This is a genomic window from Micromonospora sp. WMMA2032, assembly GCF_002688545.1.
GTDB lineage: Bacteria > Actinomycetota > Actinomycetes > Mycobacteriales > Micromonosporaceae > Micromonospora > Micromonospora sediminicola.
This window is the reverse complement of the sequence record NZ_CP024052.1, coordinates 2,579,446-2,593,486: the sequence shown is the minus strand read 5'-3', so window position 1 is coordinate 2,593,486 and position 14,041 is coordinate 2,579,446. Positions and strand designations below refer to the sequence as shown.

The window sequence follows — 14,041 nt, the reverse complement described above, 5'->3', positions numbered from 1 at the left end:
GGGGCGGGCGACTCCGTCAGGGGGTGGCGCTGGCGTTGGCGGCGATCTCGGGGAGGTCGGCCGGACCGGGGTCGGCCGCCGGCGGCGGCGTCACGGCCGGGTTCTGCGCGGCGGCGCGTACCGCGGCGGCCACCGCCGGGGCGACCCGCGAGTCGAAGACGCTGGGCACGATCACGGTGGGGTTGATCTTCTCCTCGCCGACCACGTCGGCGATGGCCCGGGCGGCCGCGATCGCCATCTCCTCGGTGAACTCCTCGGCGTGCGCGTCGAGCATGCCGCGGAACACGCCGGGGAAGGCGAGCACGTTGTTGATCTGGTTCGGCTGGTCGGAGCGGCCGGTGGCGACCACGGCGGCGTGCTTGCGCGCCTCCCGCGGGTCGACCTCCGGGTCCGGGTTGGCCAGCGCGAACACGATCGCGTCCTTCGCCATCGCGGCGACGTCGTCGCCGGTGAGCAGGTTCGGTGCGCTCACCCCGATGAAGACGTCCGCGCCGCGCACCGCCCCGGCCAGGTCGCCGGAGTAGTTCTCCTTGTTGGTGTTCTCGGCCAGCCACTGCCAGGCCGGGTTGAGGTCGGGCAGCCCGCGGTGCAGGGCGCCCTGCCGGTCGTACGCGATGATGTCGCCCACGCCCTGGCGCAGCAGCAGCTTCATGATCGCGGTGCCGGCCGCGCCGGCGCCGGAGACCACGACCCGCACGTCCGCGAGCTGCTTGCCCACGACGCGCAGCGCGTTGGTGAGCGCGGCCAGCACGCAGATCGCGGTGCCGTGCTGGTCGTCGTGGAAGACCGGGATGTCCAGGGCCTCGCGCAGCCGGGCCTCGATCTCGAAGCAGCGCGGCGCGGCGATGTCCTCCAGGTTGATCCCGCCGTACGCCGGCGCGATGGCCTTGACGATGGCCACGATCTCGTCGGTGTCCTGGGTGTCCAGCACCACCGGCCAGGCGTCCACCCCGCCGAAGCGCTTGAACAGCGCGGCCTTGCCCTCCATCACCGGCAGCGAGGCGGCCGGGCCGAGGTTGCCCAGTCCGAGCACCGCGGAGCCGTCGCTGACCACGGCGACCGTGTTGCGCTTGATGGTGAGCCGGCGGGCGTCGGCCGGGTTCTCCGCGATCGCCATGCAGACCCGGGCCACCCCCGGGGTGTACGCGCGGGACAACTCGTCCCGGGTGCGCAGCGCGACCTTCGGGGTGACCTCGATCTTGCCGCCGAGGTGCAGCAGGAACGTGCGGTCGGAGACCTTGCGCACGTCCACCCCGTCGAGCGCGGTGAGCGCGTCGACGACCTGGTCGGCGTGGCCGGCGTCGGCGGTGTCGCAGGTGAGGTCGACGATCACGTTGGTCGGGTCGGAGTCCACCACGTCCAGCGCGGTGACGATGGCGCCGGCCTCGCCCGCCGCGGTGGTCAGGCGGCCGATGGAGGAGGCGTCGGCGGGCACCGCGATCCGGATGGTGATGGAGAACCCCGCACTCGGCAGTCGGGTGATGGCCACGAGAAAACACTCCTCCGTCGACGCTGAGCGGCTCGACTGGCATTTCTACCCGCCCGGCCAGGTCGGCCGGCATCCGGCCCCCGCTACCGGTGGGTAGCGCCACGGGCATAACACGGGTGCGTCCCGCGTTGTCACATGTCAGGATTGCTGTCACGCGCCGAAAATTCTCGGCGATGCACATAACGGACAGGAGACGCAGTTTGCGCGAGCAGCAGGAGACCTTCCATCCCTTCGAGGACGACGCGCTCGACGCCACCACCGGCGAGTACGAGCTGTCGGAGCGGCAGGCGCTGCGGCGGGTCCCCGGCCTCTCCACCGAGCTGACCGACATCACCGAGGTCGAATACCGCCAGCTGCGGCTGGAGCGGGTCGTCCTGGTGGGGGTCTGGACCGAGGGCACCCAGTCCGACGCCGACAACAGCCTCACCGAGCTGGCGGCGCTGGCCGAGACGGCCGGCTCGCAGGTGCTCGAAGGGCTGATCCAGCGCCGCAACCGACCCGACCCGGCGACCTACATCGGCCGGGGCAAGGTCGACGACCTGGGCGCGGTGGTGCTCGCCACCGGCGCCGACACGGTCATCTGCGACGGTGAGCTGTCCCCGTCGCAGCTCCGTAACCTCGAGCAGCGCACCAAGGTCAAGGTGGTCGACCGCACCGCCCTGATCCTCGACATCTTCGCCCAGCACGCCAAGAGCAAGGAGGGCAAGGCGCAGGTCGAGCTGGCCCAGCTCGAATACCTGCTGCCGCGCCTGCGTGGTTGGGGTGAGACGCTCTCCCGGCAGACCGGTGGTAGCGGCCGCGGCGGCGGCGCCGGCGGCGGCGTGGGCCTGCGTGGCCCCGGTGAGACCAAGCTGGAGACCGACCGGCGTCGAATCCGGCACCGCATCGCGCGGCTGCGCCGCGAGATCAAGAGCATGACCACCGTACGCCAGACCAAGCGCGCCCGGCGGTCCCGCAACGCGGTGCCGGCGGTGGCCATCGCCGGCTACACCAACGCCGGCAAGTCCAGCCTGCTCAACCGCCTCACCGGGGCGGGCGTGCTGGTGGAGAACGCGCTGTTCGCCACGCTGGACCCGACCACCCGCCGGGCGACCACCTCCGACGGGCGGCTCTACACGCTCTCCGACACGGTCGGGTTCGTCCGGCACCTGCCGCACCAGATCGTCGAGGCGTTCCGCTCGACGCTGGAGGAGGTCGGCGACGCCGACCTGGTGGTGCACGTGGTCGACGGCACCCACCCGGATCCGGAGGAGCAGGTCCGGGCGGTCCGCGAGGTGCTCGCCGAGGTGGGCGCCGACCGGCTGCCGGAACTGCTGGCGGTCAACAAGACCGACGCCACCGACGAGGAGACGATGCTGCGGCTCAAGCGGCTCTGGCCGGAGGCGGTGTTCGTCTCGGCGCACACCGGGCGCGGGGTCGACGAGCTGCGCGAGGCGATCGAGCGCCGCCTGCCCCGGCCGGCCGTCGAGGTCCGGGCGGTGCTCCCGTACGACCGGGGTGACCTGGTGGCCCGGGTGCACCGGCAGGGTGAGGTGCTGAGCACCGCGCACCTGCCCGAGGGCACCCTGCTGCACGTGCGGGTGGGGCAGGCGCTCGCCGCCGAGCTGGCCCCGTACCGCGCGGGGGACCGGCTCACCAGCGAGGAGCGGGTGGGCGCCGGGCGGTGAGCCGTCCGGCGTCACCCGCCCGAAACCCGGGTCGTGCGACACTGAGCGCCATGCGGCACGTTGTCTCCTCGGTCACGCTCGCGCTCGGCCTGGTCGGCGCGGTCGTGGCGCCGGCCGGGCCGGCCCCGGCGGCCCCCGCCGCGGCCCCGGTGCTGGCCGCGGCTCCCAAGAAGAAGTGCACGGTCACCGACGAGCGTCTACGCGAGCTGTCCGGCCTGGTCGCCACCGCCAACGGCTACGTCGTCGTCAACGACGGCACCGAGGACGACAGTCGCAAGCGGGTCTTCTACCTCGACGCCAAGTGCAAGATCGACAAGGATGCGGTCCGCTACTCCGGCGACGGCCCCTTCGACACCGAGGACCTGGCCCTCGGGCCGGACCGCAAGACGCTCTGGATCGCCGACACCGGCGACAACGTCGAGAAGAAGACCCGGCGGGAGCGCGTCGCGGTCTGGACGATGCCGATCAGCGGCGCCAAGCAGCCGGTGCTGCACCGACTCAGCTACCCGGGCAAGGAGCCGCACGACGCCGAGGCGCTGCTCATCGGCGACGACAACATGCCGCTGGTGATCACGAAGGAACTCTCCGGCAAGTCGGAGATCTTCACCCCGACGGTGAAACTCAAGGCGGGCCCCGACACCGAGCCGATCCCGATGAAGAAGGTCGGCGAGGTCACCCTCCCCCGGACGAACACCGAGAACAAGCTCGGTTCGCCGGGGCGGGCGCTGGTCACCGGCGCGGCCCGGTCGCCGGACGGCTCCCGGGTGGTGCTGCGCACGTACGCCGACGCGTTCGAGTTCGACGTGACCGGCGGTGACATCGTCAAGGCGCTCACCTCCGGCAAGCCCCGGGTCACCCCGCTCGCCGACCCGTTCGGCGAGGCCATCTCCTACACCCCCGACGGGAAGTCGTTCGTCACCGTCTCCGACGGCGGGTCGCTGGACCCGTCCGACCCGATCGACATCCTCGGCTACACGCCGGCCACCACCGGCGTCGAGGCGCTGCCCAACGGCGGCAACGTCGAGACCAGGGCGGCCGCCCAGAAGTCCTGGCTCGAAGGGCTCTCGCTCGACGAGATCACGTACCTGATCGCCGCGGTCGGGGTGCTCGGCGCGCTGCTGGTCGGCGCGGGCGTCTTCGGCATCCTGCGGGCCCGGCGCAAGCCGGCGCCCGCCGAGGCGACCGACGAGCCCGAGCGCAGCGGCGAGTTCCCGGTGAACAACGGCTTCCCGTCCGGCAGCCGGCCCGACGCGCCGCCGCGCGGCGGCGTCTACGGCGGTGGCCAGGGCGGTGGCGTCTACGGTGGCGCCGCGAACGGCGAGCGCCCACCGGCCGGCGGGGTCTACGGCGGTGGCCGGCCCCCGGGCGGCGTCTACGGCGGGCAGCAGGGTGGCCGTCCGCAGGGCGGCGGGGTCTACGGCGGTGGCGGCCGGCCGGCCGGTGGCGCCAACGGGGCCCGGCCCGGCCCCGGCGGTGGCGTCTACGGCGGTGGCGGGCCCGCCGGCCCGGGCCAGGGCGGCGGCCGGGGCGGCTACGGCCCCGGGCCGGACGGCGCGGGGCGCCGCGGGCAGCCGCCGGGCGGTGGGGGTCGGCCGGGTGGCCGGGCCGAGCCGCCGCGTCGTGAGCCGGACCCGCGGGATCCGCGCGGCGGCCGTCGCGACGACCGGGGCGGCCAGTACGGGCCCGTCTCCGGCAGCCGGGACTACCGGGGCGACCGCTACTGAGACGACGGACGTGCGAGGAGGGGGTGACCGGTGACGGTCACCCCCTCCTCTCGTCGGCGCGTCAGATCCGGCGCAGCACCGCGACCACGCGGCCCATGATGGTGGCGTCGTCACCGGGGATCGGGTCGAACGCGGGGTTCTGCGGCATCAGCCAGACGTGCCCGTCCCGTCGCCGGTAGGTCTTCACCGTCGCCTCGCCGTCGAGCATCGCCGCCACGATGTCACCCACCTCGGCGTTGGGCTGCTGCCGGACGACCACCCAGTCGCCGTCGCAGATCGCCGCGTCGAGCATCGAGTCGCCCTTGACCTGGAGCATGAAGACCTCGCCCTCACCGACCAACTCGCGGGGGAGGGGGAAGATGTCCTCCACCGCCTGCTCGGCGAGGATCGGCCCGCCGGCGGCGATCCGACCCAGCATCGGCACGTACGCCGGGGCGGGGCGCTGGGCGCGGGCGGCCTCGTCGTCGGCGTCACTCGGCGCGCGGACGTCGACGGCGCGCGGCCGGTTCGGGTCGCGGCGCAGGAAGCCCTTCTTCTCCAGCTCCTTGAGCTGGTAGGCGACGCTGGACGGGGAGACCAGGCCGACCGCCTCGCCGATCTCGCGCACGCTCGGCGGGTAGCCGTGGCGCTCCACCCAGGTGCGGATGAACTCCAGGATCCGGCGCTGCCGGGCGGTCAGGTCGACCGTCGCCGGGTCGGGGAAGCTGCTGACCACCGGCGTGACCGGTCGCACCGCCGGCTGGGCGGCGCGGCTGCGCGCGGCGCGGGGGCGACGGGTCGCCGGCGGCCCCGCCCCGTCGATCGGCTGCGGGTTCTTCTGCCGGCTGGCCCGGTCCTCGGTCACGTCCGTCCTCCCTGGTCGGCGCTGGGTGCCTCGTCGGCTCGTGGTGCGTGTGGATCTGACCGTATAGGTGAGATCGGCCATTTTCAAACATCTGTACGACGTGGTGTCGGCGTGTCGCGTCGAAATCCTGGATTTCCGAACGGCTGTTCTGATAAATGGTACGTCGCACTCGAACGAATGTTCTATCCCGGCGGCCCGTGACCGGGGGCGGGCGCCCACCGTTGGGCTCCTCGGCGAGGTCGCGGCGGACGTGATCCTGATGACGCGCCGGACACGCCGGCCAACTTGACCTCGCTAGTGGGACGACATACGGTCAACCCCTAGATGTAGTAGTCACATGGGCGTAAGTTGCCTACAGGTTGGGTTCAACTACCGAACGCACTCCCGCATCGCGCACCCGGCGACGGTCATCGACCGATGGCTCCGCCGTGTCGACGCGTGCCCGGGGGTCGGTGGGTGTGCCCGTGGTCGATGGAGGAGGTCGGGCGATGCGGTGTCCGTACTGCCGGCACGCCGACTCCCGGGTGGTCGACTCGCGGGAGGCCGACGACGGCCAGCTCATCCGGCGGCGGCGGTCCTGCCCGGAGTGCGGCAAGCGGTTCACCACCGTCGAGGAGGCGGTGCTCGCGGTGGTCAAGCGCAGCGGGGTGACCGAGCCGTTCAGCCGCACGAAGATCATCGGCGGGGTGCGCAAGGCGTGCCAGGGCCGGCCGGTCGACGACGACTCGATCGCGCTGCTGGCACAGAAGGTCGAGGAGACCGTCCGCGCCAGGGGGGCCGCCGAGATCCCCAGTCACGACGTGGGCCTGGCCATCCTCGGCCCGTTGCGTGACCTGGACGAGGTGGCCTACCTGCGGTTCGCCAGCGTCTACCGGTCCTTCGACTCGCTCGCCGACTTCGAGCGGGAGATCGAGACGCTGCGGTCCGCCGCGCGCGCCCGGGAGGGCGCCGGTGCCGGAGCGGCCGAGGCCGCCGGCGCGATCAGCTGACATTTTCGAGTTTCTGACAGGTTGTAGACGAGGCGCGGTGGGTGACCGTGCCGACGAGGGGGGCGAGGGCGTGACGACCAGCAAGTCACGGAACAAGGCCGGGGCGGGGCTGAAGATCGAGCGAGTCTGGACGACCGAGGGGGTGCATCCCTACGACGAGGTCGCCTGGGAGCGCCGCGACGTCGTGATGACGAACTGGCGGGACGGCTCGATCAACTTCGAGCAGCGTGGGGTGGAGTTCCCCGAGTCCTGGTCGGTCAACGCGGCCAACATCGTGACCACCAAGTACTTCCGGGGCGCGGTGGGGACCCCGGAGCGCGAGTGGTCGCTGCGGCAGTTGATCGACCGGGTGGTCGACACCTACCGCACCGCCGGTGAGGAGTACGGCTACTTCGCCGGCCCGGCCGACGCCGAGGTGTTCGCGCACGAGCTGACCTGGATGCTGCTGCACCAGGTGTTCAGCTTCAACTCGCCGGTCTGGTTCAACGTCGGCACGCCGTCGCCGCAGCAGGTCAGCGCCTGCTTCATCCTGGCCGTCGACGACTCGATGGACTCCATCCTCGACTGGTACAAGGAGGAGGGGCGGATCTTCCAGGGCGGCTCGGGCGCCGGGGTCAACCTCTCCCGGATCCGGTCGTCGAAGGAGCTGCTCTCCTCCGGTGGCACCGCCTCCGGCCCGGTCAGCTTCATGCGCGGCGCGGACGCCTCCGCCGGCACCATCAAGTCCGGTGGCGCCACCCGGCGGGCGGCCAAGATGGTCATCCTCGACGTCGACCACCCGGACATCGAGGAGTTCGTGGCGACCAAGGCGCGCGAGGAGGACAAGATCCGCGCGCTGCGCGACGCCGGGTTCGACATGGACCTGGGCGGCGCGGACATCGTCAGCGTGCAGTACCAGAACGCCAACAACTCGGTCCGCGTCTCCGACGAGTTCATGACCGCGGTGGAGAACGGCGGCGGCTTCGACCTGCGCGGCCGGCTCGACGGGCAGACCATCGAGACGATCGACGCGAAGAAGCTGTTCCACACCATCTCCCAGGCCGCCTGGGAGTGCGCCGACCCGGGCCTGCAGTACGACGACACGATCAACGACTGGCACACCTGCCCGGAGACCGGGCGGATCACCGCGTCGAACCCGTGCTCGGAATACCTGCACCTGGACAACTCCTCGTGCAACCTGGCCTCGCTGAACCTGATGAAGTTCCTCCGCGCCGACGGCGGCTTCGAGGTGGAGAAGTTCGTCAGGTCGGTCGAGTTCGTCATCACCGCGATGGACATCTCGATCTGCTTCGCCGACTTCCCGACCGAGAAGATCGGTGAGACCACCCGCGCCTACCGGCAGCTCGGCATCGGGTACGCCAACCTGGGCGCCCTGCTGATGGCCTCCGGCCTGCCCTACGACTCGGAGCAGGGACGGGAGGTGTCCGCGGCGATCACCTCGCTGATGACCGGCACCGCCTACCGCCGTTCCGCCGAGCTGGCCGGCATCGTCGGCGCGTACGACGGCTACGCCCGCAACGCCGAGCCGCACAAGCGGGTCATGCGCAAGCACGCCGCCGCCAACGACGCGATCAAGCCGACCGGCACCGTGGCCACCGCCCTGCAGCGCGAGGCGACCAAGCAGTGGACGCTGGGCAACAAGCTCGGTGACAAGAACGGTTGGCGCAACTCGCAGGCCAGCGTGCTCGCCCCGACCGGCACCATCGGCCTGATGATGGACTGCGACACCACCGGCGTCGAGCCGGACCTGGCGCTGGTGAAGTTCAAGAAGCTGGTCGGCGGCGGCTCGATGCAGATCGTCAACCAGACCGTCCCGCGCGCCCTGCGCAGCCTCGGCTACCCCGAGGAGCAGGTCGAGGCGATCGTCGAGCACATCGCCGACCACGGGCACGTGGTGGACGCCCCCGGTCTGAAGCCGGAGCACTACCCGGTCTTCGACTGCGCCATGGGCGAGCGCTCGATCGCGCCGATGGGCCACGTGCGGATGATGGCGGCGGTCCAGCCGTTCATCTCCGGCGCCATCTCCAAGACGGTCAACATGCCGGAGCAGGCGACCGTCGAGGACGTCGAGAAGATCTACTTCGAGGGCTGGAAGCTCGGCCTGAAGGCGCTGGCGATCTACCGGGACAACTGCAAGGTGGGCCAGCCGCTGTCGGCCGCCAAGCCGAACAAGGCCACCGCCGAGACGCAGGCCCCGGCCGCCGAGGTCGAGAAGGTCGTGGAGAAGGTCGTCGAGTACCGCCCGGTGCGCAAGCGGCTGCCGAAGAAGCGTCCGTCGCAGACGGTCTCCTTCTCGGTCGGCGGCGCGGAGGGCTACCTCACCGCCTCGTCCTACCCGGACGACGGCCTCGGCGAGGTCTTCCTCAAGATGTCGAAGCAGGGCTCGACCCTGGCCGGTGTGATGGACGCCTTCTCGGTGGCCATCTCCATCGGTCTCCAGTACGGCGTTCCGCTGGAGACGTACGTCAGCAAGTTCACCAACATGCGCTTCGAGCCGGCCGGTATGACCGACGACCCGGACGTGCGGATGGCCGCCTCGGTGATGGACTACATCTTCCGTCGCCTGGCGCTGGACTTCCTGCCGTACGACCGCCGTGCGGAGCTGGGCATCTTCACCGCCAAGGAGCGGGCCGCCCAGCTCCGGGCCGAGGCGGAGGCGGAGGCGAGCGGTGCGGACCTCACCGCGATGGCCGCCTCCGCCCCGGTCGAGGCGCCCGAGCCGAAGACCGGCCCGGTCGCCCAGCCGGCGCAGGAGTTGGCCGACGCCGCGGCCGTCAAGCCCGCCCCGGCCGTGGGTTCCAGCACCGAGCTGCTGGAGGCCGTGATCGGCAAGGCCGCCGACGCGCCGCTCTGCTTCACCTGCGGCACGAAGATGCGGCCGGCCGGTAGCTGCTACGTCTGCGAGGGCTGCGGCTCCACCAGCGGTTGCAGCTGACGTTCCACCGTGGCGCGAGCGCGGCAGGGATCTCCCTGCCGCGCTCGCGGCGTCTCACGATCCGTCCCGCGGCTCGTCCGGCCGAGGCGGATGGCGACCCGTGGTAGGGCTTCGGCCCGCGGCGGAGCGGCAACAGGTGTGGACGGTCACAGACCACGACGCCCGGGAGCTGGGATGCTCACGGAATGACCACGGCCGACATCTATCTGGCATTCGCCGACCGCGAGGCGCGCGGCGTGTCCCCGGCGTACGAACGCCTGTCCCGCGCGGTGGCCCGCGACGCGGAACTGCTCGCCCTGCTCGACACGCTGCCGCCGGCCAAGCGCCAGCCGAACCTGCTGTTCGGCGTGGTGCGGCTGGGCGGCGGGCCGGTGGACGACCCGGCGGCGTTCCGGGCGTACGTGTCGGCGCGCTGGCCGGAGATCGCGGCGCAGATGCGGGTCCGGGCGACGCAGACCAACGAGGCCGGCCGGTGCGCCGCGCTGCTGCCGGTGCTCGCCGCGCTGCCGCAGCCGTTGGCGCTGCTGGAGGTGGGCGCCTCCGCCGGCCTCTGCCTCTACCCCGACCGGTACGCCTACCGCTACGGCGACCGGCTGGTCGGCGACGGCGAGCCGGTGCTCGACTGCGTGCTCACCGGCGTCGCCCCGCCCGCGCGACGACCGGAGGTGGTGTGGCGGGCCGGGCTGGACGTGAACCCGCTCGATGTCACCGACCCGGCGGACCTGGCCTGGCTGGACGCGTTGATCTGGCCGGAGCACCGGCACCGCCGGGAGCGGCTGCGCGCCGCGGCGGCGGTCGCCGGGGCCGACCCGCCGCTGCTGCTCCGGGGCGACCTGGTCGACGACCTGCCGGCGCTGGCGGCGCGCGCCCCGGCGGACGCGACGCTCGTCGTCTTCCACAGCTCGGTGCTCTACCAGGTGCCGCCGGCGCGCCGGTCGGCCTTCACCGCGCTGGTCGGGACGCTGCCCGGGCACTGGGTCGCCAACGAGGACCCGGCCGCGCTGCCGCACGCCACGCTGCCCGAGCCGCCCGCCGGCGGGTTCCACAACGTCCTCGCCCTGGACGGCCGCCCGCTCGCCTGGACCCGCGGCCACGGCCAGGCCGCCACCTGGTTCGCCTGACCCACCACCCCGTCGATCATGAACGTGGCGGCCCGGAAGGATCGGCCGGCCAACTTCATGATCGACGGGGGCGGCGGGGTCAGTCGGGGAGGGACCGGACCGCCTGGTCGAGCACCTCGCGCAGGTCGGCCTCGGCGTCGGGGGGCAGCGTCTGGGGCTGCACCACCTGGTAGGCGACCCGCACCTGGTAGCGGTCGCCGCGCCAGGCCCAGGCGTCGAACCGGGTCTCGCCGCCGTCCCAGGGGCGCACCGCCGCGCACGACCTGTCGCCGGGCCCCGCCGTGGTCTCCTCGGCGGCGATCCGCGCGCACCGGTCCTGCCGCCACGCGTCGTCGTACATGCCCTCGGCGTCGACGGACACGGTGACCACCAGATCACCCCGCATCGAGGTGCCGCTGGTCAGGTCGACCGCGCACTCCCGGGAGCCGCTGCGGTCGCCGAGGTTCGCCGAGGCGCTGGGCCGGGCGCCGGGCGCGAGCCGGCCCAGCAGGTCGGCGGGGAGCAGCGCGCACGGATCGCGGAGCTGGTCCGGCAGGGCGGTCTCGTCGGCGGAACAGCCGCTCGTGGCCATCACGAGCGCACCGGCGCACAGGATCATCGCGGTCGGTCTCACCTTGGGTCCTCTCTGGACGGTCGCGGGAGACCGTAGCAACGACGGTCAATATCAACTCCGGGTGGTCGGGGGCCTACCGAAACGCGGGAACTAGGGTGGGCGGTCGTGACCGAACCGCACTGGCTGACCGAGACCCGGGCCGCCTACGACACCGTCGCCGAGGACTACGCGCGGCTGCTGCCCGACGTGGTCGAGCCGCCGCTGGACCGGGCCGTGCTGGCCGCGTTCGCCGAGACGGTCGGGCCGGACCGGCCGGTGCTGGAGGTCGGCTGCGGCACCGGCCGGGTCACCGCCCACCTGCGTCGCCTCGGGCTTGACGTGACCGGCGTCGACCTGTCGCCCGGCATGGTGGCGGTGGCCCGCCGGGCGTACCCGGAGCTGCGCTTCGCGGTCGGCTCGATGACCGAACCGATCGCCGCGGACGGGTCGCTGGCCGGGCTGGTCGCCTGGTACTCGGTGATCCACCTGCCGCCGGAGCTGCTGCCCGAGGTGTTCGCCGGCTTCCACCGGGCGCTCGCCCCCGGCGGGCACCTGCTGCTCGCCGTCAAGGCCGGCGACCGGCTCGACCGGCGGGAGCGGGCGTACGGCCACCGGGTCACCTACGACGTGCACTGGCTGCCGCCGCAGCGGTTGTCCGCGCAGCTCACCGCCGCCGGGTTCGCTGTCACGGCCACGATCCTGCGTGAGCCGGTCGACGGCGAGCGGCAGCCCCAGGCGTTCCTGCTCGCGCGGCGGGGCGTCCGGTGACCGTCGCGCTGTTCACCCTCGGCGGGACCATCGCGATGGCCGGCGCCGGCGCCGGGGGAGTGGTCGCCCGGCTCACCGGCGCCGACCTCACCGCCGCCGTACCCGGGCTCGCCGACATCCCGCTCGACGTGCGCGACGTCGAGGCGGTGCCCAGCGCCGCGCTCGCGTACCGGCAGATCCTCGACCTGGTGGACGCGGCGGCCGGGGCGGTCGCCGGCGGGGCGACCGGCGTGGTGGTCACCCAGGGCACCGACACGCTGGAGGAGACCGCGTGGCTGGCCGACCTGGTCTGGCCGCACGCCGCGCCGCTGGTGTTCACCGGCGCCATGCGCAACCCCACGCTGGCCGGCCCGGACGGGCCGGCGAACCTGCTCGCGGCCGTGCGGGTCGCGGCCGCGCCGGCCGCGCGGGACCTCGGCGTCCTGGTCGCGTTCGCCGACGAGATCCACGCCGCGCGGTTCGTCCGCAAGACCCACAGCACGAGTACGGGCACCTTCGTCTCGCCCAACGCCGGGCCGCTCGGGCACGTGGTCGAGGGGCGGGTACGGGTGCTGACCCGGCCGCCCCGCCACGCGCCCCTGCCCGCGGTGGACCGCGGGCGGCTGGCCGCCACCCGGGTCGCGCTGCACACCGTGACGCTCGACGACGACGCGGCGGTGCTCGACGCCGTGACCGCCGGCCGGGACGGGCTGGTGGTGGCCGGCTTCGGGGTGGGGCACGTGCCGCCGGCGTTCGCCCCGACGCTGGGCGCGCTGGCCGGGCGGATGCCGGTGGTGCTGACCTCGCGCACCGGCGCCGGGTCGGTGCTGCGGGACACCTACGGCGCGGTCGGCTCGGAACGGGACCTGCGGCGGCGCGGGCTGGTCGACGGCGGGCTGCTCGACCCGTACAAGGCGAAGGTGCTGCTGCGGCTGCTGCTCGCCACCGACGCCGACCTTCCGTCGATCACGGAGGCGTTCGCGCGCCACGGGTGAGCGTGTTAAAAGGGGGCCCCGCCTATGCGCGAGACGTTAAGAAGGGGCCCTTCCTTACACTCCAGCGGTGAGTGACGAGCTGGCGGACCGCCCGCTGACCGAGCCGCACCCGTCGCGCCTGTCGCCGACGCACCCCGGCCGGACGCGGATCCTGGCCGCGCACGCCGCCGCGCTGGCCGCCGGGGAGGCCGGCTACCTGGACCCGGAGACCGGGCTGTTCGTGCTCAGCGCCGGCTTTCTGGCCCGGCGCGGCACGTGCTGCGGGCGAGGATGCCGGCACTGTCCGTACGTGGCCGATTAGGGGGCTTCCGTCCCCGCCGGGCGGCCCGTACGGTGTCCGACGGAACTCCGGCGGGTCCGACCCGCCGCCGACCGCGGAGGTCTCCCGTGCGCGCCCGTACCTGGCTGGCCGCCTCGGCCGTCCTGCTCGCCACCGGCTGCGCCGACGAGGCCCCGGAGGTCGCCGTGCCGGCGGACCGGCCCCCGGTGGAGGTCGCCGCGGCGTCCTCCGGCGGGGCGTGCCGGCTGCTCGACTTCGCGGTGATCGCCGAGCACACCGGCGCCACCTTCGACGTGGCCGCCGCCACCGAGCGGGGGGACACCCACACCTGCGTGCTCCGCGCCCAGGCGGCCGTGCTGCCGGAACTGACGCTCTCGGTGACCGACACGTCGATCGACACGTCGACGTTCACGCTGGACGTGCAGCCGCGCGGGGCGGCCAAGGTCACCAAGCTCGGGAAGATCGCCTACCGGCGGACGCTGCCGAAGAGCACGAAGGCCGGACCGGTCGCCGAGGTGGGCTGGCTGGCCGACGAGGGCCGGCTGGCCAGCCTGCGCTGGGCGACGCCGAAGGGCACCGCCACGACCGAGGTCGAGAAGACCACCGGCAAGCTGGTCGCGCTGGCGAAGGTCCTGGACACCCGGAAGCTCTGAGCGCC

General features: G+C 73.2%; 12 protein-coding genes. 9 read left to right on the top strand and 3 right to left on the bottom strand.

What is annotated here, in order from left to right; translation table 11 throughout:
• Positions 1-16: 16 nt before the first annotated feature.
• Positions 17-1,489 (bottom strand): NAD-dependent malic enzyme, encoded by a 1,473-nt coding sequence (locus tag CO540_RS11405; RefSeq protein WP_099162008.1) that lies wholly within the window; start codon positions 1,487-1,489, stop codon positions 17-19.
• A gap of 173 nt (positions 1,490-1,662) precedes the next feature.
• Between CO540_RS11405 and hflX the strand changes: the two genes are divergently transcribed.
• Both hflX and CO540_RS11395 read left to right on the top strand, forming a co-directional pair.
• Entirely contained in the window at positions 1,663-3,156 is a 1,494-nt protein-coding gene (gene hflX / locus CO540_RS11400) for a GTPase HflX (RefSeq protein WP_099162007.1), read from the top strand.
• Between the two features lie 50 nt (positions 3,157-3,206).
• The gene (locus CO540_RS11395) at positions 3,207-4,880 is read left to right on the top strand and encodes a hypothetical protein (protein ID WP_099162006.1); all 1,674 of its coding nucleotides are present in this window, start codon (positions 3,207-3,209) and stop codon (positions 4,878-4,880) included.
• A gap of 61 nt (positions 4,881-4,941) precedes the next feature.
• On the opposite strand, the gene lexA is transcribed toward CO540_RS11395, so the two are convergent.
• Entirely contained in the window at positions 4,942-5,724 is a 783-nt protein-coding gene (gene lexA, locus CO540_RS11390; protein WP_099162005.1) for a transcriptional repressor LexA, read from the bottom strand.
• 488 nt (positions 5,725-6,212) lie between these two features.
• Between lexA and nrdR the strand changes: the two genes are divergently transcribed.
• From nrdR to CO540_RS11375, 3 genes are all read left to right on the top strand, one after another.
• Positions 6,213-6,713 (top strand): transcriptional regulator NrdR, encoded by a 501-nt coding sequence (gene nrdR / locus CO540_RS11385; protein ID WP_091579656.1) that lies wholly within the window; start codon positions 6,213-6,215, stop codon positions 6,711-6,713.
• Between the two features lie 37 nt (positions 6,714-6,750).
• The gene (locus CO540_RS11380; RefSeq protein ID WP_099162004.1) at positions 6,751-9,648 is read left to right on the top strand and encodes a vitamin B12-dependent ribonucleotide reductase; all 2,898 of its coding nucleotides are present in this window, start codon (positions 6,751-6,753) and stop codon (positions 9,646-9,648) included.
• A gap of 185 nt (positions 9,649-9,833) precedes the next feature.
• Entirely contained in the window at positions 9,834-10,769 is a 936-nt protein-coding gene (locus CO540_RS11375) for a DUF2332 domain-containing protein (protein WP_099162003.1), read from the top strand.
• 79 nt (positions 10,770-10,848) lie between these two features.
• Here CO540_RS11375 and CO540_RS11370 read toward each other — a convergent pair whose 3' ends face one another.
• Positions 10,849-11,382, bottom strand: a complete 534-nt coding sequence (locus CO540_RS11370; RefSeq protein ID WP_157779106.1) for a hypothetical protein — start codon at positions 11,380-11,382, stop codon at positions 10,849-10,851.
• Between the two features lie 105 nt (positions 11,383-11,487).
• Here CO540_RS11370 and CO540_RS11365 point away from each other — a divergent pair, with 105 nt between their 5' ends.
• The 4 genes from CO540_RS11365 to CO540_RS11350 all read left to right on the top strand — a co-directional run bounded on the left by CO540_RS11365 (position 11,488) and on the right by CO540_RS11350 (position 14,036).
• Positions 11,488-12,129, top strand: a complete 642-nt coding sequence (locus tag CO540_RS11365; protein ID WP_099162001.1) for a class I SAM-dependent methyltransferase — start codon at positions 11,488-11,490, stop codon at positions 12,127-12,129.
• A complete protein-coding gene (locus CO540_RS11360) occupies positions 12,126-13,103 on the top strand; it encodes an asparaginase (RefSeq protein WP_099162000.1) in 978 nt (325 codons plus the stop codon). The genes CO540_RS11365 and CO540_RS11360 overlap by 4 nt, the downstream gene beginning before the upstream one ends.
• A 67-nt stretch (positions 13,104-13,170) precedes the next feature.
• Positions 13,171-13,404 carry a DUF5522 domain-containing protein gene (locus CO540_RS11355; RefSeq protein WP_099161999.1) on the top strand — a complete coding sequence of 78 codons (234 nt, stop codon included), beginning with the start codon at positions 13,171-13,173 and terminating at the stop codon, positions 13,402-13,404.
• Positions 13,405-13,490: 86 nt separating this feature from the next.
• Positions 13,491-14,036, top strand: coding sequence for a hypothetical protein (locus CO540_RS11350; protein ID WP_099161998.1), 546 nt, complete (start codon positions 13,491-13,493; stop codon positions 14,034-14,036).
• The last annotated feature ends 5 nt before the right edge of the window (positions 14,037-14,041 follow it).

Coding starts and splice junctions, on each gene's coding strand:
- hflX (WP_099162007.1), top strand. CDS start 1,663: ATGCACATAACGGACAGGAGACGCAGTTTGCGCGAGCAGCAGGAGACC.
- CO540_RS11395 (WP_099162006.1), top strand. CDS start 3,207: ATGCGGCACGTTGTCTCCTCGGTCACGCTCGCGCTCGGCCTGGTCGGC.
- nrdR (WP_091579656.1), top strand. CDS start 6,213: ATGCGGTGTCCGTACTGCCGGCACGCCGACTCCCGGGTGGTCGACTCG.
- CO540_RS11375 (WP_099162003.1), top strand. CDS start 9,834: ATGACCACGGCCGACATCTATCTGGCATTCGCCGACCGCGAGGCGCGC.